22 protein-coding genes and 1 pseudogene are annotated in these 26,887 nt (G+C 37.1%); 12 read left to right on the top strand and 11 right to left on the bottom strand.

The annotated features are described in order from the left end of the window. Positions 1-180: 180 nt before the first annotated feature. A complete protein-coding gene (locus ACFQ0R_RS13270; protein WP_379658861.1) occupies positions 181-309 on the bottom strand; it encodes a hypothetical protein in 129 nt (42 codons plus the stop codon). 311 nt (positions 310-620) lie between these two features. Between ACFQ0R_RS13270 and ACFQ0R_RS13265 the strand changes: the two genes are divergently transcribed. After that, on the top strand, positions 621-1,004 hold the full coding sequence (locus ACFQ0R_RS13265; RefSeq protein WP_379658860.1) for a hypothetical protein: 384 nt from the start codon (positions 621-623) through the stop codon (positions 1,002-1,004). Positions 1,005-1,052: 48 nt separating this feature from the next. Then, positions 1,053-3,350: a TonB-dependent receptor domain-containing protein gene (locus ACFQ0R_RS13260; RefSeq protein ID WP_379658859.1), complete on the top strand. Its 2,298-nt coding sequence runs from the start codon at positions 1,053-1,055 to the stop codon at positions 3,348-3,350. Between the two features lie 134 nt (positions 3,351-3,484). On the opposite strand, the gene ACFQ0R_RS13255 is transcribed toward ACFQ0R_RS13260, so the two are convergent. The 4 genes from ACFQ0R_RS13255 to ACFQ0R_RS13240 form a co-directional block, all read right to left on the bottom strand. After that, complete coding sequence (locus tag ACFQ0R_RS13255) at positions 3,485-5,914, bottom strand: TonB-dependent receptor domain-containing protein (RefSeq protein ID WP_379658858.1); 2,430 nt, start codon at positions 5,912-5,914, stop codon at positions 3,485-3,487. Then, positions 5,895-7,259, bottom strand: coding sequence for an HTTM domain-containing protein (locus ACFQ0R_RS13250; RefSeq protein ID WP_379658857.1), 1,365 nt, complete (start codon positions 7,257-7,259; stop codon positions 5,895-5,897). Before ACFQ0R_RS13250 ends, ACFQ0R_RS13255 begins: the two co-directional genes overlap by 20 nt. A 65-nt stretch (positions 7,260-7,324) precedes the next feature. Continuing rightward, positions 7,325-8,449, bottom strand: coding sequence for an imelysin family protein (locus ACFQ0R_RS13245; RefSeq protein WP_379658856.1), 1,125 nt, complete (start codon positions 8,447-8,449; stop codon positions 7,325-7,327). Positions 8,450-8,523: 74 nt separating this feature from the next. After that, positions 8,524-9,729: a DUF4856 domain-containing protein gene (locus tag ACFQ0R_RS13240; protein WP_379658855.1), complete on the bottom strand. Its 1,206-nt coding sequence runs from the start codon at positions 9,727-9,729 to the stop codon at positions 8,524-8,526. A gap of 559 nt (positions 9,730-10,288) precedes the next feature. On the opposite strand from ACFQ0R_RS13240, the gene ACFQ0R_RS13235 reads away from it, so the two are divergent. The 8 genes and pseudogenes from ACFQ0R_RS13235 to ACFQ0R_RS13200 form a co-directional block, all read left to right on the top strand. Then, positions 10,289-11,617, top strand: a complete 1,329-nt coding sequence (locus tag ACFQ0R_RS13235) for a TolC family protein (RefSeq protein WP_379658854.1) — start codon at positions 10,289-10,291, stop codon at positions 11,615-11,617. Continuing rightward, positions 11,607-12,677, top strand: a complete 1,071-nt coding sequence (locus ACFQ0R_RS13230) for an efflux RND transporter periplasmic adaptor subunit (protein WP_379658853.1) — start codon at positions 11,607-11,609, stop codon at positions 12,675-12,677. Before ACFQ0R_RS13235 ends, ACFQ0R_RS13230 begins: the two co-directional genes overlap by 11 nt. 5 nt (positions 12,678-12,682) lie before the next feature. Further along, complete coding sequence (locus ACFQ0R_RS13225; RefSeq protein WP_379658852.1) at positions 12,683-15,913, top strand: efflux RND transporter permease subunit; 3,231 nt, start codon at positions 12,683-12,685, stop codon at positions 15,911-15,913. Positions 15,914-16,089: 176 nt separating this feature from the next. After that, complete coding sequence (locus tag ACFQ0R_RS13220) at positions 16,090-17,202, top strand: porin (RefSeq protein WP_379658851.1); 1,113 nt, start codon at positions 16,090-16,092, stop codon at positions 17,200-17,202. Between the two features lie 224 nt (positions 17,203-17,426). Further along, complete coding sequence (locus tag ACFQ0R_RS13215) at positions 17,427-17,831, top strand: transposase (RefSeq protein ID WP_379658850.1); 405 nt, start codon at positions 17,427-17,429, stop codon at positions 17,829-17,831. Positions 17,832-17,982: 151 nt separating this feature from the next. After that, positions 17,983-18,459 carry a transposase gene (locus tag ACFQ0R_RS13210; protein ID WP_379658849.1) on the top strand — a complete coding sequence of 159 codons (477 nt, stop codon included), beginning with the start codon at positions 17,983-17,985 and terminating at the stop codon, positions 18,457-18,459. 12 nt (positions 18,460-18,471) lie between these two features. Continuing rightward, on the top strand, positions 18,472-18,756 hold the full coding sequence (locus ACFQ0R_RS13205) for an integrase core domain-containing protein (RefSeq protein WP_379658865.1): 285 nt from the start codon (positions 18,472-18,474) through the stop codon (positions 18,754-18,756). 93 nt (positions 18,757-18,849) lie between these two features. After that, positions 18,850-19,023 (top strand): annotated as a pseudogene (locus ACFQ0R_RS13200) (helix-turn-helix transcriptional regulator); the annotation flags it as partial. 371 nt (positions 19,024-19,394) lie between these two features. On the opposite strand, the gene ACFQ0R_RS13195 reads toward ACFQ0R_RS13200, so the two are convergent. From ACFQ0R_RS13195 to ACFQ0R_RS13170, 6 genes are all read right to left on the bottom strand, one after another. Beyond that, positions 19,395-20,642, bottom strand: a complete 1,248-nt coding sequence (locus tag ACFQ0R_RS13195; protein WP_379658848.1) for an NAD(P)/FAD-dependent oxidoreductase — start codon at positions 20,640-20,642, stop codon at positions 19,395-19,397. Positions 20,643-20,768: 126 nt separating this feature from the next. Further along, positions 20,769-21,446: an aspartate/glutamate racemase family protein gene (locus tag ACFQ0R_RS13190; protein ID WP_379658847.1), complete on the bottom strand. Its 678-nt coding sequence runs from the start codon at positions 21,444-21,446 to the stop codon at positions 20,769-20,771. A gap of 25 nt (positions 21,447-21,471) precedes the next feature. Next, complete coding sequence (locus ACFQ0R_RS13185; RefSeq protein WP_379658846.1) at positions 21,472-21,831, bottom strand: zinc ribbon domain-containing protein YjdM; 360 nt, start codon at positions 21,829-21,831, stop codon at positions 21,472-21,474. Positions 21,832-21,919: 88 nt separating this feature from the next. Further along, the gene (locus ACFQ0R_RS13180) at positions 21,920-22,696 is read right to left on the bottom strand and encodes a carbonic anhydrase (protein ID WP_379658845.1); all 777 of its coding nucleotides are present in this window, start codon (positions 22,694-22,696) and stop codon (positions 21,920-21,922) included. Then, positions 22,689-23,693 carry a Tll0287-like domain-containing protein gene (locus ACFQ0R_RS13175; protein WP_379658844.1) on the bottom strand — a complete coding sequence of 335 codons (1,005 nt, stop codon included), beginning with the start codon at positions 23,691-23,693 and terminating at the stop codon, positions 22,689-22,691. The genes ACFQ0R_RS13180 and ACFQ0R_RS13175 overlap by 8 nt, the downstream gene beginning before the upstream one ends. 342 nt (positions 23,694-24,035) lie before the next feature. Continuing rightward, the gene (locus tag ACFQ0R_RS13170; RefSeq protein ID WP_379658843.1) at positions 24,036-24,707 is read right to left on the bottom strand and encodes a peroxiredoxin; all 672 of its coding nucleotides are present in this window, start codon (positions 24,705-24,707) and stop codon (positions 24,036-24,038) included. A 500-nt stretch (positions 24,708-25,207) separates the two neighbouring features. On the opposite strand from ACFQ0R_RS13170, the gene ACFQ0R_RS13165 reads away from it, so the two are divergent. Continuing rightward, positions 25,208-25,978: a DUF4382 domain-containing protein gene (locus ACFQ0R_RS13165; protein ID WP_379658842.1), complete on the top strand. Its 771-nt coding sequence runs from the start codon at positions 25,208-25,210 to the stop codon at positions 25,976-25,978. A gap of 356 nt (positions 25,979-26,334) precedes the next feature. After that, the gene (locus ACFQ0R_RS13160) at positions 26,335-26,886 is read left to right on the top strand and encodes a 2'-5' RNA ligase family protein (protein WP_379658841.1); all 552 of its coding nucleotides are present in this window, start codon (positions 26,335-26,337) and stop codon (positions 26,884-26,886) included. Position 26,887: the final 1 nt, after the last annotated feature.

The following is a 26,887-nucleotide window of genomic DNA, read 5'->3' as shown; positions in this document are numbered from 1 at the left end:
GAGCACTAACGTGCCTATATCATCCTTATAAATCTTCAGAACTACAGCCGTTCCAAAAAGGCGTCTCAATTAAATGCAACTGGTTATATGTCGATAAAAATACACGTTTATTTCAAATATTCACGGGATAAACGCATATTTTCATCACGCTTATCGAATTCCTGTTATTCATTTTAAGATCTAATTAGTGCTTAATCGTACTTTATAAGCTTCACCCGTAAAATTCAACAGCTCATAACCCATTGAGCCTGTTTCCTGGTCTGTGGCATCGATGCATTTCTGAATAACAGCGCTTTGGAATACCGCCATGGAGTAAAATATCTTTTTTAGTAAGATTGTAGCCCTAGAATAAAAGCGGAGCATAAGTATAGCTTCCCCGTAGATACAGTAGGGATAATGTATGACATAGGCCATACTCTGTTAAAAGAAATTCTAAACTTGAGATACGCTGATATATTCTTAACTATAAGCAGGTACTGCAGTTTACAATAGTGTGGATAACTTAAAGCTTCGGATTCACTTGATTGCTTTAGCGTGTTTTTTCAACATATTAAAAAGAAACTTTCTGAAATGTGACTTCAATCACAAACCAGAGCAAATCTTCTATTTATTTTTGCATTGTGAAAACCCTCAAACTACATATAGCGCTTGCATTAAGTCTTACTGTGCTCCTATTCACTGTGAAGTCCGCATTCTGGCTATCCTATTATATGGTGTTCACCGATAACTTTATAGAAAGCTACTGTGAGAATACAGATCAACCTGATCTCGAGTGTGATGGTAAATGCTTTCTTGGGGACGTTCTCGATAAAAAAGAACCCGACACTCCAAAAAATGCGTCTGTTTTTCTGGAAAGTGAACTTGTTTTCACAACTACTGATTTTGAAACAGGTCTTAGTGTAGATGCTCTTATTTCCAAAAAGAAACCTTCCTATTTTTATACTTCACTTTACAACTTTCATTATCCGAAGAGCAGTTTTAAGCCACCCGCAGCTCATGTTTAACAACACATTTTATTTAAAACATAAGAGTTAAACATCAAATGCTTAAACATGAAATTAATATTAAGCGTCATCTTTTTTGTGGCTGGTTCTGTCATGCTTCTTGCACAAACTAAAACCATAGAAGTAAAGGACGCACAAACCAAAGAAACCCTTACCGGGGTTTATGCCACCAGTCAAAATAACAAAGAAGATTACCGCATCACTGAAAACAAGATTCTGAAACTCGACATCGGTAAGACTTACCGCATCAGTCATATAGGCTACAGTCCTCGAGTTTTAAAAATAAACTCCTTTACTCCTGAAGTTATTTACCTGGAAGCTCAAAACACAGAACTGACAGAAGTTTTGGTTACAGGGAAAATCTTCCAGGATCCAGTGATGAACATCACCACTCCAGACTTAACCGAAAGAGTAAGTCAGCCCAAAAATGTAGCAGACCTCTTCCGGGATATTAACGGATTTGGCCTCATCAAGCGAGGGAATTATGCCATAGATCCATCTTTCAGAGCTTCACAATATGAACAGTTAAACATTCAGTACGATGGCGGAACCAAAGTGATGCACGCCTGCCCCAACAGAATGGATCCCATCACCACTCATGTCATGCCGGAAGATATTGCAAAAATTGAAGTGGTTCGAGGCCCCTACACCATGAGATATGGCGCTACTTTTGGCGGATTGATCAATATGGTTTCCAAACGGCCGGAGATTGGAAAATATGGCCTATCAGGAAGTGCATCCACTGGTTATGAAACCAATGGTAACTCACTGGTCAACATGGTTCGTCTCCAGTATGCAGAAGAAAAATTCGATGTCGTTGGCATGTATGGTTACCGGGATTTTGGCAATTACGAAGATGGAGGTGGTCGAGAAATCCCTTCTTCCTTTAGAAGCATAGATTACAGTCTGCGAATGGGCTATAACTTTACTAGTTTGGAGCGTTTACAACTGCACTGGAGACAATCCTTCGGTAGAGATGTGCTTCATGCTTCCTTACCCATGGATTCAGATTACGACGATTCTTCTATGCTGTCCCTGGATTATTTCAAAAAAAGACCAGGAAAGACCCTGCAAAAAATTCAGGCCAAAGCCTACTATTCTTATGTAGATCACCTGATGAGCAATAGCAGACGAAGCAATTTTAATACAGTGGAAGCCGTTTCTCCTGTCGAAGCGACGACTGCTGGTGGCCGATTTGAACTGGAATGGAAACTCGATGAGTTCTGGACCTTATTCACAGGAACCGATGCCCTGTTAATCAGTAGAGATGGAACCAGAAATCGGCTCATCAAGCTTAATATGATGGGAATGCCCATCACCCCACCTTTAGAACTGACAGATAAAATCTGGCAGGATTCCTTTATCAATGACTACGGATTTTTTGCAGAATCTCGCTACAGACTCAACTCCTCAACGGTGCTTAATGCTGGAGTACGTTATGATTTAGTCCGTTCAGACATTCAGGATCCTGCAACAGATTTTCAGGCTTACTATCCAGGTTTAGGAAGCAGAACAGAGCACAATTTCAGTGCAACTGTATCGCTTAAGAAACTACTGGATGCAGATAATCAATTGGAGTTTGCTTTTGGCCGTGGAGTGCGTTCTGCCAACATGATTGAACGGTTCATCAATCACTTCCAGGTGGGTCAGGATCCGTTTGAATACATCGGGAACCCCAACCTGGATGCTGAAGTGAATAATCAGTTTGAAGTTGCCTATACAGGTAAGAAAACATTTGATGGCGCTATTAACAGACTAGACTGGGGCGCTTCCGTGTATTTTTCTCACTTCGAGAATTATATCGTTGCCATTATAGATCCTACCAAAACCAGAAAGTTTATGCCCAATCAGGAACCATTAAACCCAAAGGTCTTCAGAAATCTGGATGAAGCTTACAAAACTGGTTTTGAAGCCAGTCTTGGCGTGAATTTCTTAAACAACTTTCAATTTGATGCCGAAGCTGCCTATGTATATGCCAGAAACGAGGACCTCAGCGAATCTCTCCCACTCACTCCTCCGTTGCGCAGCAAATTCAGCTTGCAATACAATAAAAACAAATTCTGGGCTGCCACCGACTTAAGAGTCGTAAGTCAGCAAGATGAACTGGCAACATCCTTTGGAGAAAATCAGGCAACACCTGGCTACGAACTGGTTGATTTTCGATTGGGGTATGAGTTGTTTCCTGGCCTTAACCTGGGTGGTGCCGTGTTGAATGCATTTGATCAGCAGTATTACGATCACTTGAATTTCGCTTTTAGAAATCAGGCCAATGCCAATTTAAGCGGAATGGAACGCCTCACCGATCCAGGTCAGAATTTCACTGTCTTTGTAAAGTATGAGTTTTAATTGATTCTGATGGCGTTTTTACACGCTGTCATTTTACTAGTCTTTAAGTCAAAAGCTGGAATATCATGGTCTGAAAAGGAGTTTCAGTCGCTACTCTCTCTTTCCTTGGTTTTCTGGCTTTTGGTTTTTAATACTCAAAATTCAATTACAAATGTAGCATACCAGTTTCGTGGAGCGGAAGGAATAATTCCTGGTCCAGGGTAACCCGTTGCCCTTCTTGTGAAGTAGGCTTCATCTAAAAGATTATTGACCCCTGTTTCAAGTTTAAAGTTTTTATAGCGATAAGACATGGAGAAATCCAGTACATCATACTGTGGTATTTCTCCTATCACACCACTTATGCTTCCATCCACAGAATTGGTAGCATCTGTAAACTGATCTGATAAATAGGTGTACTGCATACTAGCCGTAAAATCCTTGTACGCAAACCTAAAGCCGGTTTTTAAATTAAGATCGGGAACAAATTCTACTTCGTTTCCTTCGATGCCTAACTGCTGTGAATTTGTATATTCTGAAGTAATGAAAGAGGTATTCACAAACACATTAAGGCCATAAGCAGATCCTAGCGTGAAAATCTTTTTTAAGTTGAAATCGAATAAAGATTCTACCCCATAAATAACGGCATCCCCCACATTTCCCCTTTCACTTATGACTCGATTGTCGTCCAGAACTTTTTGAACAAAACCTATCCTATCCTGGTAAGACAAAAGAAACGCACTGGCATCATAAGATATGAAATTATTAAAGTTTCCTCTTGCACCTATATCAGCTGTAAAGCCTTCTTCATCGGTAATATCTGGATCTACAGCAAAAGCAGGGTTGCTGATATTAATATCAGAAAAAGTCACCGAACGGTAATTTTCTGAAATGTTCCCATAAAGTTCCAACGCACTGCTCGGCTTATAACTCATCCCCGTTCCTAAGAGAACAAAGGAGCGTTCAAAGCTTCGTTGATCTTGAATCGTCTGGTCATCAATCACATTTCCGGCAGCATCGGTATTAATTCTTCTAAAAAACCCATCGCTTTCCGTTTTTATATATTCAAATCTAAAGCCTGGAGTCACCGAAAATTCATCAGTGATATAAAAAATATTCTCTCCAAATAGGGCGATGTTAGTATTGGGTAAATCAAACTCAGATTGGTTAGGATAGCCAGGAAATTCATCATTTCTGAAGCTGAAATCTGGCCCAAAGCCATCTGAACCTGCTCCTTGCTGCTCCTGGTTATCTGAATTGTAATATTTTGTACCAATCAGAAAAGTAGCGTCTTTGTCAAAAATTTCATATTCACTTAGCAGTCGCGCTTCAAACCCAAAATTGCTGAAATCACTTACAATCAAATCCCGTTCTTCATTGGGATCGATCTGGTTAACTCTGTTGGTTCTGAAACCTAAGGCACTTCGTTTAGCATTTAACCCAAAAAAGTTGAAGGTGAAATTGGTCTGTTCTGAAAACTCGTGAGCTAATTTTAAGTTATACAACAACCAGTCTACTTCAAACCAGTTGCGCTCCCGATTGCTTTGGAAAGGATCTTCTGCAAACATTTGATCGGTTAGACCTCCTGATTGCTGAGCCAGATAATTCATATAAGTCACTTCACCAGTAAGTTTGGTTTTCTCATTGAATTCATAGCCCAAATGCGAAAACATATTGATAGACTCATATTCAGAATTGGGTCTGAATCCATCCCCTCTTTTATAATTGACATAGGTGTAATAGCTCCATTGGTCTTTGGTGCCACTCAAACTTGTGAAATTGGTATACAAGCCATAACTGCCCCCTGTGTTCCTTGTAATAACTTCAAGTGGCTTATTTGGATTAGGCTCCTTCATAATGAAGTTCACAAGTCCACCAAACTGAGTTCCATATTGAAGTGAAGCTGCGCCTCTTATAATTTGTATCTGTTGCAAACCTTCAGAAGCCGGGGTGTAATAACTTTCTGGATAGCCTAGAACATCAGCGCTAATGTCGTAGCCGTTTTGGCGCGTATTGAAATTGGCTGTTCGGTTGGGATTGAGTCCTCGACCACCAATATTCAGCTGTAATCCGCCATCATCATTCTGAAAAATATTTAAGCCTGCCACCTGACTATAAATTTGGCGAGCGTTGTTGGTGGCTAAATTAGCCATGGATTGATCTACTTGTATAACTTCGGTTTTTTTACCAGCGTAAATAGCAGTGCCTTCTACATCTTTGAGTCGGTTGAGTTCAAACACTTTTTCCTTTTGAGCGATAATTTGAACTTCAGAAAGTTCTTCAGATAAAGGCTCCAAATTGATGGTTAAATTGGTATCTGCATCAGCATTGATATGTTTTTCAAGGATTTGAAACTGAAACCCATAAAAAACCAGTGTTAGTTGTTTTTTTGAAGTTTCAAATTCGAAATAGCCGGAAGCATCGGTTTGAGCTAAAATGCCTTTGTCTTTGTCGTATACATTAACTTCATTTACAGGCTTTTTTTGAGCTTGGTCGTACACATAACCTTCAATTTGATAGGTTTGTGACCAACCTAGTACTGAAAATAAACTCACTAACATAAGAATACTAAAGTCCTTTAATCTCATCTTTAAATGGTAAAATCCAAGGCTTAGGCTTGAATGATTCGTATTGTTTTAATAAATCCACATCAGGATCTATGTAAGGCTGACTTCTTCTGCCATTGAGAGCTACAAAGCTTTCTACATAAATTTCAATAGGTTCGTGACCCTGGGCTTTGAATTGTTCAGCTAAATAATGTGCGTATTCCAAAATGAAATCGGGTTGTGTACTCATCTGTTTCTCCTGAAACGATGTGAGAAAATCTGAGTTATCCACATAAAAAGAAGTTCCCTTTTCAGGATTCACAACTTTGAAATAAGCATAGCCTCGTTTCTCCATCAGCATCACCCGCCAGGAAAACCGATAACCTTCTTCTCTCCAAAATAGTTCACTTGGATACAAGGCGTATCTAAATGGCATAAGTAATTGAATTATAAAAAACACCGCCAACACCGTAACTACCTGCTTCTGATAGTGGTAAGAAAATGTTTGAGTTACAATCGATTTCGATTTAATATTGAACTGCTTAAATAGGTTTCGAAGGACACCAATAATTTTATAATGCACTTTTGCATCAAAAAATATTAAACTCCCCACAATCATGACGTAAGGAAACATGCCAATAGGGAAAAGCACTCTGGTGAAGGCATGAAAAAATACCACCAAAACAAAGGCAAATAGTCGAGTCCGTTTATACAGTAATAAAAAAGGAATCAATAAATCATAGAACATTCCAGACCAGCTCATGGCATAATGAAACCAGGATTGCTGCATCAGATTCTCCCCTATGAATGGTAAATCATATTTGGAGGGCAGCCAAATTTTGAGCGGCATGGCTTTAAACAGCCAGTCGCTGTTGATCTTGGCTAAGCCTGCATAAAAATACACCATGCCCAGCAGCAGTTTTATAGAATCGATAGTCCACCTGGGGATAAGCAGGTATTGCTTTTTTCTTATAAGATTATCAATAGAATAATACGCATTGGCTGGTAAGAATATCATCAGAAAACTCAAAATACTGATGAAGTAATAATGGTTGAGGTAAGTCGTCTTATCCATGAATTCTATATAAGTAAAACTCAAAAAGAATAATATGATGGATAAGCGATATTTTAAACCTAAAGCGACAAATAATGCAGAAAGTCCACAGATAATGAAAATAAGATAGGTCCAGTCACCAATGGGTTTCACCCACTCAAATCCATAATATGAAAAATGAAATTTAGGATCGAGATATAATTTTTCAATCCAGCCATAACTCCAAAATCGAATTATACTGATAAGCATCATCAATCCAAATCCTATTCTGAAAACAGACAAGGGAGCAGCTGAAGTTTGTTGGTTAAAGTAAACAGTGAATCGGTTCAACATAAGGATAGAAAGGGATTTTCAAAACTTTGAAAATCCCTTATTTAAATTATTGTAATTATGATAGTTTAATCTCCGTCTGCATCAACAAAATCAACACTGATGTCTAATGCCTGAAGCATATCAACTTTTAATAGCACAACTGCTAGCTGAATGGTATCAAAGGTCTCCGTCATGGCTACGTTATTGGTTTCAACCTGCTCTGCAAAACTTTCGTTCAAGGTCTCGATTTTGGCTTCTGCTTCATTAAATCGATTAGTAATCAAAGCACTTAAGTCTTCACCTTCTTTTATAGTATTTAGAAAATCAAGATAATCGTCCAGGCTTTGGCCATTATTGCCACTTTCAAAAGCAATTCCATTGAAAAAATTCTGAATAGCATCCATTCCTTCAAGTGCCAGGGTCTTAGACAAATGACCATTATAATAAGCCTCTACTCGATCTGGTAAAGGAGTTGGAGAAAAATTACCCGCCGGAATCCCAAACTTGTTCGCTCTAAATCCTTTTTCGTAGTAAAAAATAAAATCATTAACTACCAAGTTGATAGATCCTGTAGCAGAATTATCTGTATTATTTACAAAACTATCTCTGTAACCATTATTCCAATCGTCTAATATAGTTTGCGTCAAAGTTTGCATTCTATCGATCAGATCAGATAAATACCCTCTGTAACCTTCTGCATCGGCTGAATTTATATAAAACTCAAGCAATTCGGCATCAGTATCGGCCAGACCGTAAAGCATGTAATCCAGAGCTGGAAAACCTACTGCATCATTATTATTGACGCTGGATAAATCATAATTTTGATTGACGATATTTTGCTGAATATCTATCGTATTGGTTGGATATACATTCATTTGAAAAATATAGTTGGTACTTTCCGCCATACCTATATTGAACATTTCTACATGCTGCCATGCTTTATAGGCATCTTTCCAGGATTCTCTCAAAGTTTCAAGATTTACCTGTGATGGTTCAGCAGTAAAATTATTTTTAGCATCTACCATGGCATTGAGCCGGACATTCAAGTTAGCGTAACTTGGAATGATGATATTGTCTGCCCAGTTGCTAAGCATAGCTGAGCGATCAAACCCATCATTGGTTGAATTTTCAGAATCAGTATCGTCTGAACTACAGGCAACTATCAAAACTACAGTTGCTAAAGTAAACAGACCTAAAATGATTTTCTTCATCACGTTCATTTTTTTGAAAATATAAAAAGTAAGGGTGCTTCTAAGCACTTGTTTAGTCTTAAACTAATCCTAGATTAGCTTCCAGCCTGCTCAACCGTAAAGTTGAATCTATCAGCTATTTGGCTTGAGAAATTATCTAAAGTCTCCTCTGTAACATCCCAAAATCCATTGCCTTCCATCAAAGCAGATAGCATGGCATCAACTTCAGATTTGCTAAAGTATGGAGCTTCAGAGTTTGGCATTCTTGTGAACTGTAAACTATTGATAAACCCATAACCTTCAGACAAATCATGGAAAGCAGCACCTTTGTCATTTACTAAACCTGTTTTAGCTTGTTGAAGATAGTATACCGCCCGGATACCTATTACTTTAGAAATCTCTTCTCTGATGATTTCAGCTTGTGCATCTCTTAGTTCGTAATCTTCAGCTACAATAGCTGCTCTACCTAATTTGAAAGCGTTATATACGTCTTGAGCAATCCCGGAAAAATCTGGATCATTTTCAGCTCTTCCTAGATATTTATTCAGGTATTGGTCCTGGCCAAGCTGAGGGTTATCTTTATTATCAGTACCATATAGATAGCCAAATGCTTCATCCCACTTATGCTCCATGGTAGTGTAATTAGCACCTTCCGCAGTTACATCGCTGTTATTATTTTCGACATTGTTAGCCTCATCTAAAACAGACGGACTTAAATAGTTATTGAGCATTTGATCTGTCATAACTCCTCCTAAAAGCGTTAAGATAATAGCCTGGTTATATTCAAGTCCTTTAGCGTTTACATATCTAATGCTTCCACCACCTGCTTCCTGTATTTGTCCAGCCAAACCTGGCTCAGCGATTGTATTCCAGTTGGCAAACACTTCATTAACTTGAGCACTGATCCAGCTATCCACCTGATTTTTAATTTCATTTGCTTCCGTTGAATTTGCCGAGAAATAATCCCTGGATGCTGCCGTCTTGCTTCTTAAATTTTTACCTGATGCATTTAAGCTTTCCTGAGAAAAATCATTATCACCAGCCTGGTGTGCGTACATAGCAAGTAAATCAGCTTCAGTTTTACTGTTATCCAGCAAGGAAGCTTTAAATTCATCTGCCATTAAGATTCTGGTAGTTTGACCGTCATAACTAACCGTAGAGTTTCCATTACGATCAAAGCTGTAAGTATCTGGAACTTCTACACCAGGATTGATTATATCTGTGTCATCATCACTGCAGGATGTAAAAAGTAAAGTTGTAAATCCTAGAAATAAGCTGAAAATTAAATTTGATCTTTTCATTTTTTGATTTTAATTTGATTATTTTAATTTAGACTTGTTATAAATACTCGGCAAATATAAAACTCTTTACGAATTCAACAAATATTATTTATATTAAGTTTAAATAACAATAGTTAAAATTTGGACCTAAACTATTTGCTGCCATATGAGGTCTCAGCAAAGCATTAACCTCCAGTATTTTATATAAGAAGCAAGAAATTTATAAAAGTTTATTTTCAAACATTCATTTTTTTTTACTCCTTGTTATTCATTCTCAGCTGTTAAAAAGAAAAGACTGTTTTACGCGGCTATCCAGCACCAGCAGGTCACCTGTGTCTCAAGATTAAAGGTTAATCACTTCAATCAAGATAGCAAAATGAATTCTGAGTGGTGAAACGTGAGAGATCAGTTTGTCTTTTTAATTTAAAAAACAGTAGAGAGAAAAATCTCTTCTCGAAAGTCGGTTGTATTCTTCGTTTAGATAAAAAATTAGAAAATTAACAAACCTGCTTAATAGAACATTTGTTACATTCAATGCGTATCTTAATCTCTAATTTTGCAATTCCAAATTCAAAAGAAAATGAATGCATATATAAAATTAATCACTGTCTTAACGGCTTTATTTAGCCTTGGTCAAATACAAGCTCAGGAAGAACTAAAATTTACTTTAGAAGAATTGAAGAATCAAGTGCTTGAAGACAATAGGTCGCTTCAGGTTAACGAAAGTAAATTCAGAAAAATAAGAGCACAATACAGGCAAACCAATGCTGCGTTTTTACCTCAGCTTAGTGTATCTCATAGTTTTTACAGAACCAATAATCCTGTACAGGCGTTTGGTACTTTATTAAACCAGGGGATTTTCACAGAACAGGATTTCCAGATTGACAACCTGAACAATCCGAGCGCCATTTCCAACTTTACGACTGCCTTGAAAATAGAGCAGCCACTCATCAACCTGGATAAATGGGCGCAACGTTCTGCATTAAATGCTCAGAAGGAAGCACAAGAGCTTAAGAATAAATTTGAAGAAAAAGCACTTTTAGTAGAAGTAGAAAAACTGTATATGCAGCTTCAACTGGCTTACAAAGGCGTTGAAGTACTTGAGCAAACCAGAGAAATTGCCAGACAAAATTATGAAGATATACAGAACTTTTATGATGAAGGTTTACTGGTGATGCCCGATGTTTTGAATGCAGAAGTCAGATTAAACGAAGTCGAAAATGAGTACATCGCAGCATCCAATCAGCTTGAAACTATTTCAGATTACCTCCTTTTCCTGATGAATAAAGATTCCAATGCGATTGTAAAACCAGATTCTGAACTCCATCTCAATGTAGTTGCTTTGAAAGATCAAAACCAGCTTGAAACCAGAGAAGATATCTTGGCAGTCGATTTGCAAACAGAAGCACAATCCAAAATGCAAACAGCTTCAAAGCTGTCCTTTCTGCCAACGCTTAATGCTTTTGGAAATGTCCAGTGGTTTTCTGACGAAGTTTTTACCACAGACTCCAGAAACTTTTTTGTAGGGGCATCTCTCAACTGGACTGTTTTTGAAGGTGGCAAGAACATCGCAAAACTGCAGGAGGAAAATGCAAGTCTGGACCAGGCTCAACTGGAAGCCTCTATGTACGCCTCACAATCTTACATGGAATTGGAAAAAGCAAAACGACAATTTCGAGAAGCCGAACAGAAACTCAACAGAAACAGACTCTCTTTAGAACAAGCAGAGAAAGTTTACAAAATCAGAAAAGATAGGTTTGATGAAGGACTGGAAAGAACTACTGATTTGCTTCAGGCAGAACAGCAACAGTCTGCCATGAGACTCGCTTACAATCAATCCATATTCGAATTTAATTATGCTCAGTTATATGTTCAATTTTTAGCTAACAATTACTCCTATGAAAACTAAACTATTACCTATATTCTTTATTTCATTCTTTTCGTTAAGCTTAATGAGCTGTGGAGAAGAAACACAAAGTGAAAAATCCCAGCCAGAAGTCGTTAATGTAGAAGTTCAAAACCCCGTAACCAGCTTACCTCAGCTTTTAACTCATAAGGGGAAAATTAGGTCTTCAAAATCAGTAAATATCCAGTCCAGAGCTTCCAGCTATGTTGATAAAATTCTGGTAGAGGTGGGAGATGAAGTTAAAGAAAATCAATTGCTTGTTAAGCTGAATAGCGATGACCTTATTTCAAAACAAGCTCAGCTCTCAGCTAAACTTGAAGAAGTGAAAGCAACATTGGAAAATGCTGAAAAAGACTACGAACGCTATAAAAACTTGAGAAAGAAAAATAGCGTTTCAGAAAAAGAACTGGAGTCTATCAGACTGAAATATAACTCGGTAAAAAGCCAAAAAGCAGCAGTTGAAAGTCAGTTGAACGAAGTTGAATCCGAATTAAAATATTTCAACATCAGAGCTCCTTTTGAGGGTTTGATTACTTCAAAATCAGCTCAGGAAGGAGATTTGGCAAACCCGCAATACCCTATATTACAGATGGAAGTGGATAATGCTTTTGAATTTCACTTTTCAGTTTCAGAACGAGCAATTCCTGCGCTTAGAAAAGGGCAGCTGGCTACTGTTAAAGTATCCAACGATGGACAGGTAATCGATGCTCAGATTTCTGAAATAAGTTCTTCCTCTCTCAATTCAGGTGGACAATATCTTGTGAAAGCAAAACTGATTAACGAGAATAATATCGAGTTATTTTCTGGTCAGCAAGCCGAAATTCAATTGGTCACAGACGTTTTGGATCAAGGGGTTTTCATTCCTAAACCTGCACTCATGAGACGCGGCAGCTTGCAGGGGCTGTTTGTAGTAAGTCCGGACAACAAAGCCATGCTTAGATGGGTCGAAGTTGGTGCAGATTACGGTGAACATATTGAGATTTTATCTGGACTTAGCGAAGCTGAACCCGTTGTCATTTCAGCCGATTCCAAGCTTTATAACGGCATAAACGTAAACTACTAGATCTTATGAAAAATGGTATTGCTGGAAAACTAGCCAACGCATTTCTAACTTCTAAAATCACCCTTTTGATGATGGTGGTGTTCATGGGAGTAGGTATTTACGCAACCATGTTGATTCCAAGAGAAGAAGAGCCTCAAATAGACGTACCGATGGCTGATATTTTTGTTAGCTATCCTGGTGCAAGCCCCAAAGAAATTGAATCTAAAGTCATTATTCCTTTAGAACGTGTGATTTCCAATATCGACGGAATTGAATATGTTCATACCACCTCTATGCAGGGACAAGGTATGCTCATTGCTCAATTCTACGTTGGCGAGGATATTGAACGGTCCTATGTAAAGCTTCATGATGAAATCATGCGGCATATGGATGAAATTCCACAAGGGGTTTCCCAGCCTCTTATCAAAACCAGATCTATCAATGATGTTCCAGTGGTAGGCCTTACACTTTACAGTGAAAAATATGATGACTACCGCCTTAAGCAAATCGCTGATGAACTTCTTTTAGAAATTGAGAAAGTGGAGAATGTTGCTTCCACTGAAGTGATTGGAGGGAGAAGTCGTGAACTAAAAATAAAATTTAACCATCAGGAAGCAGCAGCTTATGATCTGGACATTTTAAGTGTCACTCAAATGATTCAGGCCAATCATTCCAAATCTAAGAGCGGTAACATTCAGAATCAGGATGAAAACCTTCTCATTACCACAGGAAAATTCATTGAAACTGAAAAGGACCTAAAACAAATTGTCGTAGGCACTTATGACAATAGACCTGTCTATCTGCATCAAATTGCCGATGTGGAAGAAGGAGCAGAACATCCAAAAAACTATGTAGAATTTGGATTTGGTGCTGCAAGTGCTGAACAGGCTCAGATGCCTTCCTCCTATTCTGCTGTCACTTTATCTGTAGCCAAGCGAGAAGGCTCAGATGCCATGCAGGTAGCCGATCAGATTATAGCTCAGAAAGAGCGCTGGGGAAACTATATTATCCCGAAAGACGTAAAGCTAGAAGTCACACGAAACTATGGAGAAACTGCATCAAACAAAGTTTCTGATTTACTCTTTAACCTGCTAAGTGCTATCATCGCTGTGACTTTAGTAGTGATGCTATCTATGGGTTGGCGTGGCGGACTTGTGGTGTTTATTTCGGTACCGGTGACCTTCGCCTTAACCATGCTTAGTTATTATTTATTCGATTATACCTTAAATAGAATTACCCTTTTTGCACTCATTTTTATCACAGGTATTGTGGTGGACGACTCTATCATCATCACTGAAAATATGCACCGGCATTTCAAGATGAAAAAAAGATCCTTGCGAAACGCCGCTATTTACGCTATCAACGAAGTAGGTAACCCTACCATTCTGGCTGCTTTCATCGTGATTGCCTCTGTATTGCCCATGGCATTTGTTAGTGGACTTATGGGACCTTATATGAGTCCTATGCCTATTGGCGCTTCTATCACTATGATTCTTTCTTTATTCATAGCGCTTACCGTTGTGCCTTATCTGGCCTTTTACTTTTTAAAAGGAGATGGCAAACCAGACGATGGCGAAGAAGATGATGAAGAGGCTATCAAGAAAGCAGATCAACTTGGTGACGAAAAATTAAAGTCTACCAGAATTTATAAGATTTACGAAAAAGTTCAAAGACCACTTCTGGAAAGCTCCAGGAAACGCTGGCTCTTTATAGGAAGTACGGTCATTCTTCTCATCGCTTCGGTGCTTTTGTTTTTAAATGAATCGGTTTTAGTGAAAATGCTTCCCTTCGATAACAAAAATGAATTTCAAATTGTGATCGACATGCCAGAGGAAACTCCTCTGGAACGTACTCAAGCTGTTACTTTAGAAATTGCAGAATATGTCAAAAACCGTGAGGAAGTCGTCAATTATCAAACTTACGTTGGCACAGCTTCACCCATTACTTTCAACGGTCTGGTGAGGCATTATGACCTGAGAGACGGTGAGCACCTTGCAGATATTCAGGTTAATATCACCAACAAAAGTGAACGTAGTGCCCAAAGTCATGATATTGCAAAATCCTTTAGAAAAGACGTAAAAGCGATTGGAGACCGCTATGGCGCCGCTATCAAAATTGTAGAAGTTCCACCAGGACCTCCGGTCTTATCTACTATCGTAGCTGAAATTTATGGACCTGATTACGAAGAGCAAATCAAAATTGCTGAGAATGTCAAAAGTATTTTACAGGAAACTCAGGATGTGGTTGACATCGACTGGAGAGTTGAAGCCGAACAAACTGAGGTTGAGTTTGTAGTAGACACCGAACGCGCTAATTTAGAAGGAGTAAGCACTCAGCAAATAGTTGAAACGATGCGATTAAGTCTTGGAAATGCTTCTATTGGCATGGCTTACAGAGAAAATGAACGAGAACAGGTGAGCATCACTTACTACACTCCCAATGCTGAAAAGTCATCTACAAAAGATTTATTAAAACTTAAAGTCAAATCACAACAAGGCCATATGGTAAACATTGGAAATCTTGTGAGTTTGGTGGAACAGCCTATAGAAAAAAGCATTTACAGAAAAAACAAACGTCGCGTAGTTTATGTCACTGCAGAAATGGCTGGAGAACTAGAAAGCCCTGTTTACGCCATTCTGGGTATGGAAGAATACCTCAAAGATATGCATTTGCCAGAAGGATATTCTATAGAAGAATTATACACCGATATCCCAGTAGATACAGAAGATTACTCGGTGAAATGGGATGGAGAATGGCAAATAACGCTGGAAGTATTCCGAGATCTCGGTATAGCATTCTTAGGAGTGATTTTCATTATTTACATGTTGATTGTTGGCTGGTTCCAAAGCTTCCGCTCTCCTATTGTGATGATGATTGCTATTCCGCTATCATTGATAGGAATAGTATTAGCGCATTGGATTTTTGACGCCTTTTTTACCGCTACCTCCTTTATCGGTATGATTGCCCTGGCGGGAATTATGGTGCGTAACTCAGTATTGCTTATCGATTTTATAGAAATCCGTCTCAACGAAGGCATTGCCTTTAAGCAAGCTATTATTGAGGCTGGAGCTGTGAGAACCACACCAATATTATTAACCGCAGGAACCGTCGTTATTGGAGCTGTCGCTATACTCTTTGATCCTATTTTTCAAGGACTAGCCCTGTCGTTAATGGGCGGAACCATCGTGTCCACTTTCTTAACCCTAATTGTTGTACCCCTTGTATTTTATGTAGTAATGAAGAAAAAATATAAATAACAGAGCGTTTTAGCAGGCTGCCCGTTACAAGTCTGCAACACAAAAGCCAGGTTTAAAAATCTAGGCTTTTGTGTTTTATGGTATATTCACTTTCATCCCGAACGCGGGGTTTTGTGATTTAATGTTAAATTTGAATTCATTATATAATTGGAGATTCAATTTCAACTCAAATCAGAATGAAAAAACTATTTAAAAACACTTATCTCTTAGCTTTACTATTATTCAGCATAAATACTTACTCACAAGTAAATGAAGCATGGGAAGAGAAGCCATCGCTGAGCATTTATGGATTTGTCGATGCATTTTATATGTATGACTTCAATGAACCTCAGGGCAATAAAAGACAGTCATTTCTTTTTAATCACAATAGACATAACGAATACAATTTAAACTTAGGTCTAATAAAGCTTGGCCTGGATCACTCCAGATACCGAGCGAATTTAGCACTACAGGCAGGCACTTACGCCAACGACAATTACGCTCAGGAATCCGGTGTTTTTAAAAATGTTTTTGAAGCTAATGTTGGTGTTGCCTTAACTTCCAGTCAAAATTTATGGCTTGATGTGGGGATCTTCCCTTCGCATTTAGGATTTGAGAGTGCTATTTCATTAAATAACTTAACATTGACGCGATCACTTTCTGCAGAAAGTTCCCCTTATTTTTTGGCTGGTGCGAAATTAACTTATCAAGCGACAGATAAATTGGAAATAACCGGACTCATGGTCAATGGCTGGCAACGTATACAAAGACTGGAAGGCAACTCATTTCCTTCTTTTGGTACTCAACTCAATTATTCCGCTTCAGATAAGTTGACGCTAAACTGGAGTACATTTATAGGTACAGATGATCCAGATGTTACTCGACGTATGCGTTATTTCAGCAACATGTACAGTCAATTCCAAATAGCTGAAAGCTTTAATCTCTTAGCTGGCTTCGACTTTGGGGCTCAACAAAAAGAAAAAAATAGTTCAAGTCATGACTTATGGTTTACTCCCGTAGTCATAGGACAATATATCATAAACGAAACCTGGAGCACTGCTTTGAGAGCAGAATATTATCAGGATGAAAACGGGGTAATTATTCCAACTGCGACGCCCAACGGGTTTAAAACCACCGGCCTGTCTGTAAATGTAGATTATTCTCCCATTCCCAACCTGGCCTGCAGACTTGAAGCTCGCTGGTTTGAAAGTCAAGATGCCATTTTTGAAACTCCCAACGACAATACTACTTCCAACTTTTTCGTAGGAGGATCTGTAGCGATTCAGTTTATGGAAATGATTGGAGGTTAGTTTGTTTTTAAGTAAACTCGGAATTGTCATTTTGATACATTCTGTCTATCAGCAGAACATTCAATAATTATACTTTATCATTCTTTATTGAACAAAAAAGGCCGAAGCCCCAGCCAGTAACACAAAGACGGGCGCTCAAGAAGTGGGTGGTAAATCGGGTAAAAAACAAAGCCAAATAGTGTCACTCCCTGATATAGGTTGACCGTTTTAAAACCATTTTAAAGATGATAAAAAGCGGAAAACGTTTAGGACCAAGAAAGATTTATTCAGAAGATTTTAAGCTTCGAATAGTCAAACTTTATGAATCAGGAAAGCATTCAGTTTGCGAATTAGAAAAGATTTACGATATTTCAAATCAATCGATTTATAATTGGATCTACAAATATTCAAAATACAACAAGAAATCAGTAAAAGTTGTTGAGTTTAAAGATAGTCAGATGGATAAAATTAATAAAATGCAGGCTCGCATAAGTGAACTGGAACAGGCTCTAGGTCAAAAGCAAATGAATATCGATTATCTGGAAAAGATGATAGAACTGGCAAAGCAGGACTATGATATCGACATCAAAAAAATTCAAACACCCCACACTCTGGTGGTTCCAAGACCACAAAGAAGAACTAGATTATAGTCTTAATGCGCTTTATCGTTGTTTGAACATTAGTAAACAAGCTATATATCAAGCACGAAAAAGACAACTAAATTTTGATACTGAACTTATGGACTTAGTCACATAAGCAGACATCTTAAGAGAAGAACACCCAGGTTGTGGGGTAGAGAAAATGTACAAAACACTCAAGCCCAAATATATGGGAAGAGACAAGTTTTGCGAGATTTTTATGGATTTAGGTTATCGAATACGAACTATTAAAAACTACAGAAGGACAACTATACCAACGCATTTGAACTATCCTAATTTAATAGAAGGAATGATGGTTACAAGAGCCTGTCAAGTACTTCAAAGTGATATTACTTATTTTGATATTGAGGGCACATTTTATTATTTAGTCTTTATAATAGATGTTTACACCAGGGAAATTCTAGGTTATAATGTAAGCAATAATATGCGTAAAGAGAGCAACATAAAAGCATTGAAAATGGCTTTGAAACAGATAAGTCCTTCTGAAGCAAAAGACATGGTTCACCACTCAGATCGTAGCTCTCAATACGGCAGTACTGCTTATAAAAGAATGCTTAGTGATGCTGAAATAAAGCTTAGCATGGGTATGAAAGCTCAAGATAATGCCTTTGCTGAATGAGTAAACGGTACTATAAAGAACGAATATTTAAACCTATGGTATATTGATAACTTAAGAGTTTTACGAGCCAAAGCCAAGAAAGCTGTAGAGCATTATAACACTAAAAGACAACATGATAGTTTGAGTGGGAAAACCCCAAAAGAATTTAAAAATTATGTTTTAAATTTGGATAGCCAAGAAAGACCGATGACGATCATATATGCTGATGGTAATTATAAAATCAAAGAGGCATTGAAGCAACATAGCTTAAACCCAAATGAAGAGCCTCAGGCTCATAATTGTCCCATAGAATTATGAAAATAATCAATTAGTATATTAACCAAAACGGTCAACGCTATTTAGGGAAGGTCAGATTACTACAAACCAAAATCCAAAAGTCAACTCACCGAAAGACAACTCGATATCGTCACCGGTATTGTAAAAGGTAAAAGTTATAAAATGATCGCCTCAGACTTATTCATTTCTCTGGATTCAGTGAGAAGTCATATCAAGAACATTTATAAAGTTTTGGAAATCAATTCGAAAGCAGAGTTGATCCGCAAGTCTTATGATAATGAGTTGTAAAATGGAAATCATGAACAAACCGATTTTTTTTTAACTCTTCTGAATTTGTTTATGTCGAAAATACACTTTACACAAAACTTATATATTAATACCAAAGCCTCTTAAGATTCACTACCATTCTATCTGCTCGTTTAAAGCAGACAGAGAGCCTTTTCGTCAACTGTTTTTTTATACTTAACCAATGAGAATCTCTCCTTGTCAAAGCAAAAAGAGCTTCTCTGTCTAAGTGACAAAACGAACAGTATAAATTAAGCCGTAAGTAATAGAAAGCTCAAAAAAGATGCGGACTTAAATGTATAGTGGGATAAGCTCAAAAAAAAAGCAGAATCCTGTTAAGATTCTGCTTGTGTGAACTATAAACGAAATATGATTTATACGTCTTCGCCTTTCATCATTTTGTTCCAATAAAGGTATGGAAGACCATACTTTTTGAGCATCCATAATCTCCAGTGTTCTTTGGATGAATCAAAAATAAGCATCTGCTTAAGTTTTGGATCTGGAGTAAAATTGTTTTCATAATCAAATTCTGCTAAAACCATTTTTCCATAACCCGTCACCAAAGGACATGAGGAATAGCCCTGATAATCTGTATTACTTGCCGGTTTATTGTTCATTAAAAACATCAAATTTTCAATAACTACTGGCACTTGTTTCCTTATAGCTGCTCCTGTTTTGGCTGTAGGAAGTGCTGCGACATCTCCAAGCCCAAAAATATTAGGATAAGAATTATGTTGTAATGAATTGATATTTACGTCCAACCACCCTTCTTTATTTACCAAATTGGATTCTCTTATGAATTTTGGCGCAGCTTGTGGTGGAGCTAAGTGCAACATATCAAAGGGCATTTCTATGGTTTCGCCAGATATTTTTTCTTTGATTTTATTATTAGCTTTTAGTTCGCTTTTATCTTCTCCAACATACTTAAACGTAACGATTTTTTTATCCGCGTCAATTTTAACTGGAGCATAAAAACGTTTGAAGTGAATACCATATCTATCTACAACCTTTTTTAAAGTTTCATTTATTTCATCAACTCCTAAAAGCACAGATCCTGGTGTAGCGAATACAACTTCAGAATCTATATTGTTTTTTCTAAAGTAATCTGCTGCCAGATAAGCAATTTTTTGTGGTGCTCCACCACACTTTATGGGAGTGGTTGGCTGGGTGAAAATTGCATTACCACCTTTAAAGTTTTTAAGCACTTCCCAGGTATGTTTAGAATCTGTATAATTACTACACACAACTCCTTTGTCTAAAGCTGACTCTAAACCTTCTATTTGCTTAAGATCCATCACCAATCCGGGTGCTACAATGAGATAGTCATAACTAATCTCTCCACTATTTTTGGTCTTGACTAGATTCTTATCAGCATCAAATCCTGTAGCATAGTCCTGTATCCATTCTGCACCGTTAGGAATTAATTCCTTCATTGGTTTTGCAGTATCATCAAAATTGTAGGTTCCGGCACCTACAAGCGTCCAGGCAGGCTGATAATAATGTGTATCTGCTGGGTCAATAATCCCAATCGAAAGACTGGAATCCTTTTTAAGGAGTTGTGCAGCTGTCATTATTCCCGCTGTTCCTCCTCCAATTATTAAAACTGAATATTTTGATTTCATTTTGATTAATTTTCTTAAAGATAATTAATTGCGACAAGTTATAGAGTAACTAAAGTTACACAAATTTTCAATATCCTGAAATCTATAACTACTTAAAATTCTGATTATTAATTAAATAAAATGTATTTAATCCACTATAAAATCAACTGCAGTTTGAATATGTAAATCGGTAGTTTTTAAAAAAGGAGTATGTGAAGTTTCATCTTTAAGTAGAATTGGTAATTCTGTACATCCTAAAATTGCTGCATCAATTTTGTCTTTATGCTTTTCTATAAGTACCTTATAGAATTCCTTTGCTTCATTAGAAAATTTTCCTTTTGTCAACTCTTTAGAAACAAAATAGTGAGACTTTTCGATGGCTTTTTCCTCAGGAATTATTACCTCTAAGTCATAATTTTCGGTAAGATAATTCTTCAAAAAATCTTTTGTTATAGTAGGTCTGTTTCCGAGAAGTAGTAATGTTTTGTAATTACGTTTAACCGCTTCCTCTCCTATTGAATCACCAATGTGTAGAAACGGAATTTCAATTTGAGATTGGACAAATTCAACAGCCATATGTGGAGTGTTGGCACAAATAATTATAGCTTCTGCCCCTGCTTGCTGGAGTTTTTTGGCAGCATTGAGGTAAGTCGAATTTATTTCGTCTGTATTTTGACGCCTCATCACATCCATATTAATGCTGTAAAGTAAAAGTTCCGGATTTGAATTTGTCTCATTTCGCTCAATAACTTTTGCATTGATAGCCTTATAATATTCTAAAGTTGAATGGTAAGAGGTTCCTCCTATAAGTCCCAATAGTTTCATGATAAAGGTTTTAGGTTATATTAAATTAAGCTTTTTTGACAAATTCAGATTTTAAAGCCATAGCTCCAAAATCTTTTATCTTACAGTCTATATTATGGTCGCCATCTGTGAGGCGAATATTTTTTACTTTAGTTCCTGCTTTCAATGGTTTTGGAAAACCTTTCACTGGCAGGTCTTTTACTACGACGACGCTATCACCATCTTCAAGTACATTTCCATTAACATCTTTTATGACAGGTTCGTTGTTTTCTGCTTCGTTTTCTGTGGATTCCTTTTCGTCGGCATTCCATTCAAAACTACACTCCGGGCAGTTATAAATACCTTGCCCAACAGCATATCCGTAAGGTGATTTACAGTTTGGGCATTCTTTCATTTCTTCTGACATGGTAGTTTTTTTTAAAAAAATTTATTTCAGGCTCAAAAATGCGTTTAATCTTTTTCTTAGTAAAGAATTAATCAGACTGAATTCTTTACTAAAAGGAAGTTGAACGCACTACTCTTCCATGATGTGGCTGCTCGTCCCTATAATTGTTGATTGGCATGAGATATTTCAATAATTCTACCTGCTCCAGCGAAACTTCTATGGCTTCTTTAAACACAATCCAGGTCACTTCCTCAGAACAAGGCGGTGTCGTAAGAGAACCTTCATAAGAAAAGTAGCCTTTGTGCTGTGGTAGATTTTGAGAAATATCGAACGGCTTCTTGATCAATTTTGTTTCTCCTTTTTTGATAGGCAGGTAACTTTCTAAAAGCTCAAAAGGTTCACTGTTTTTTCCTTCTTTGGCCATCACAGAAAGCACTACAAATTCTTTTGAATCATTTTGATGGACTAGATGGATTTCTAAAGGATAACGAACTCCTTCGATAAGATGTTCTGCAGGCTCATGGAAATGAAATTGCTTCAAGTGAAAGGTATCGCTTTCATGAATCAAAAAATCACCTGCTTCAAAATCATACTGTATGGAATGTCCATTGTTGGCTACATCATGGAGAATAGTTTCTTTAGAATAATGTAAGTCTATAGGCTGAAGGTTTTCAGCTACTTTAAAATTCACTAGATTGATTGGTGATTGAAAATTTCCATCACAATTGGTTTGACCTTCAAGTTCTGCCCAATGCTCTGGCCCTGTTTCACCATCATAACTCCAGTGAGCCGATATATCTTCATTTTCAACTTCTTTTTCCTTAGACTGCTTTTGACAACTTGTAAACAGAAACAAAATCGAAATCGCAATAAATACTTTATTCATTCTTATCAAAATTTATACTCCACATTCCTCTTACTTCGTTCACATTATAGCCTATTGCCTTATCTTTTGGATAAAGTGTTTTAATTCTTTCGTAAGTTTCAGACTGAATTTCTTTATCAGGAGTTCCATGGCATTTTAAACACATATCGTTGGTCACAATTGGGTAGTAGAAATTTACTTTCTCATTCTCTTCTACTACAATAGGCTCTGGCTCCTCCCCATTTTCTAAAATCTGCTTGTATAGTGAAATATATTTCAACTCTTCCTCATTTGCTTCATTTTTAGGATTTCTGTACTTATCAGAAACTCGCTTTATAGTCGCATTATGCTTGGTAGACATAGAATCTGTAAGTGGCATCGCTTGAACATTACAAAACGAAAGTGCATGAAGCACACCTTCTTTCTGGATCGCTCCCATCAGGTTTTTACCTAAAGTCGCCTTGGTAGATTTAGCGTAAGACATTCCAATATCGGCATAGGTTTGCTGTGGTTTTGGAAGATTGCCAGTAGCTTTACCTCTTTGTCTTTTACGCTTGCCACCGTGCTCATCTTTCCAGTGTTTTTGAAACCACTCAGGTTCTTCAATTTCATAATCATACATAAAAGCTGCAATAACTTCAATATCTTCCTGAGCATAAGGCTGGTAAGGCATGACTCCGAAACGCTTCACCGCTCCTTTAAGTTTGGCCTTATCTTCAGTAGGTTTTTCTACAAAACTCCAAATGTCTGCTATAAACTCTTCTTTAGATTTTGCATCATTAGAATATCTCATTTTTAAAGCTACCATGGGTGGGGCAATCATAGAACCTTGCACAGTTTCTGGACTATGACACAGGTAACACTTATTTTCCATAAGCGTTTTTCCTTTTACCGCTATTTCTTCTGAATTTAAATCCGTTGATTTTAACTTGACGTAATCTGCTTTATCTTCTTCAGAAGATTTTTTGCAGGATGCCAGGCTCAACGCTATAACTAAAGTGATTAAGGTCCATTTCATGATAAGTACATTTGTGATAGCAAGTTACGCAGAGTCTGTGAATCTGATGGTAACTAAAGTTACAAGGAGTCGTGAGTCAGAAATCAAGTTTTCTGAGATGAATACTCTTTAAATTCTGATCTAAAGATAAGCTTCTGCCTTTATGATTTTTTCCAAATTTCTTGATTCAGTATTGAGTACTCTGTGTTCGACATTTATTGTATTCTTTGATTATGAAATGAAAACATAAAGATTCCTCGTACGAACAAAAAGGCTTTCCCAACGCTTAGGAATCTAAATAACAAAAAAAAAAGCGGAGACCTAACCTCCGCTTTTCACAATCAACATAACCTAAAACACATCTTAAAACTGTTTCTTAGCTAGATACCAGGTCGTTTTTTCAACAGAGTCATCTTCAAGTCTAGCTTCGTAATCTTTTAACGTTTTTGGTGGAGAAACAATTCCTTTGTCACCTTTCTTCCAGTCTAATGGGCATGCAGCACTATTTTCATCAGAAAACTGAAGTGCTTCAAGACATCTTAAGATTTCATTCATGTTTCTACCAACATTTAGTGGATAGTACATGATCAGTCTTATTTTTTTGCTTGGGTCTATAAAGAATACTGCTCTTACGGCTGCAGTCTCACTTTCATTGGGTTGTAGCATTCCGTAAAGCTTAGAAACTTTCATATCAATATCGGCTATAATTGGAAAGTCCATATATACTCCAGTGTTTTGTTTCACACTATCCACCCAGCCAATATGAGAATGAATCGAGTCGATACTCAAACCTAATAATTCGGTATTAAGAGCTTCAAATTCTTTTTTACGCTCAGCAAATCCACTCATTTCGGTAGTACATACAGGTGTAAAATCTGCAGGATGTGAAAACATCACAATCCACTTGTCTGGAGCAAAATCAGACATTTTCATTTTACCTGTAGTGGTTACTGCTTCAAAATCTGGAGCCTGATCTCCGATTCTCGGCATAGTATTCATGTCTTGATGTTGTTCAGCGTTTTTTAAATCTTCCATAGTTTTTTCTTTTTTATTACAGTGCAAACATAAGCTTAAGCTATCGTTTTAAAAGTAACAATAGTTACAACGAATAGTTATTTATGGAATTAATTGACTGTTTATTTAATAGAGCCTTTCAAAAGAATAAACATACCTCTTAACCGATGACAAAAGATTTCTCCTCGAAATACAAAACTATCATTCTGAATAAGAGTAACAGAGTGTAGAGTTTTCCCTAACCAAACACAACTTGACCTATCATCTTGTAGCTCCATATTACTACAGTATTCATCTTTCAAATTTGATTGTAAGCCTAAAATTGATATTTCTATTTAAAATCAAAACCCAATCTCAGCAAATCTTTATTATATCTGATTTAGCTGCCCCTAAAAACATAGAGAGGAGTTTATAAGCTTATGTGAATAAATGTTTGTGTTTAAGCTAGGGTCAACTGCTTTTGAATTGTTATAGTAATAGTAGACAGTATTTGTCTACTTAATTTTAAATCAATAAAAGGAATGAAAAATTTATTAAAAATTATTCTAAGTGTATTTGTAATATCTGTTACAATGATCAGCTGTGATTCTGATGACAGCTCCGCAGAAGGCACATCAGGTATGTCTGTACGCTTAGTGGATGCACCAGGAGATTATGACAATGTATACATAGATGTCGTTGGAGTTGAAGCAATAGTTGACGGGGAGATTGTGTTATTAGAAACCAATGCAGGGATATATGATTTGCTCACCCTCACTGGTGGTGAATTTGTAGATCTAGTCAACGAAGACATTCCTTCTGGAGATCTAAGTCAGGTGCGTCTAGTTTTAGGAACAGAAAACAGTATTGTTCTAGACAGTGGTGAAGCAGTAAGCCTTCAGACCCCAAGCGCTCAACAGTCTGGTTTAAAATTGAATGTGAATTATGATTTGCTGCCAGGTGTGCTGTATGAATTTATCATGGATTTCAAAGTCGATGAATCTATTGTAGCTCAGGGTAACGGTGGCTACTTGCTTAAGCCTGTTATTCGTATCACAACAAGTGCAGAAAGCGGCTCTATAGCTGGTTCTGTTGAACCTTTTGATACTGAAACTAAAGTTACTGCAACCAATGATGTTTCAGGTGAAGAAATCAGTGCTTATACAGATGATGCAGGTGAATTTTTACTTTATGGAGTTCCTGAAGGAACCTACACAGTACTGGTTGATTCTGAAAGCGGTCTTACATCAACTATTGACGACGTCACAGTCGAAGTGGGTGTAACAACTAGCCTTGATTTGATAGTGCTTTAAAATTTTGAAGCATATAATATTAAAACCACTCTTTTAGAGTGGTTTTTCATTTAGATGTAATTTTAGTGTAGTGCTAATTTCAGAACTTAAAGTTCTTTTATCTCCTCGATATAAAAGCACTCAAAACTGCAACAGCAAGCACTACAGCAAGTATGGTAAAACGAACATCTCCTAAATTCTGAACTGAATTTGACATACAGGAGGTTAGTGAAATAATTAAAATTGAAAAAAGAAGAATATATTTTTTCATGCAGTCGAACTCTGCTGTTTAAGATATTCATTTTTAATAAAACCATAACTATACAAACTGACCAAAATTCGTAGTTCATTGTACTTTAAAACAAGAAACACAAGTTATGAGTATGTATTTTATAGCTCTTATCCCTCCTGAAGATTTAAAAAATGGAATCACCGAACTGAAAAAAGAAATAGCCAATCGCTTTGATTCTAAACATGCTTTAAGGCTTCCGCCTCATATCACCTTACAAATTCCATTTAATGTGAATGAAGAGGACGAAAACAAATTCATAAAACAACTAGAAGAATTTACAAAACAGCATATTCCTTTTCGAGTTGTGCTATCTGGTTTTGGTTCATTCAATTCTAAAGTTATTTATATTGACGTCTTACATTCCCGACCTATAGTTGAGCTTCATGAAAAACTAATTGAAGTGACTAGGGAGTTCATAGAAAAGAAACCTGAAGGTGAAAAAAAGAAAATGAATCCTCACATAACAATTGCCTATCGAGACCTCAGCAAGGAAAGATTTGATGAAGCCTGGTCAGAATTTAGCCAGCGTAGTTTTGAAGCTGTTTTTGTTGCAAAAAGCCTGTTTCTATTCAAACACAATGGAAAAAGCTGGGATATATTAAAAGAGCTTAAGATGAAAAAATATGAGTTGGAATAAA

The organism is Psychroflexus salinarum (genome assembly GCF_042677225.1).
GTDB lineage: Bacteria > Bacteroidota > Bacteroidia > Flavobacteriales > Flavobacteriaceae > Psychroflexus > Psychroflexus salinarum.
This window is presented reverse-complemented; position numbering and strand designations above follow the sequence as displayed.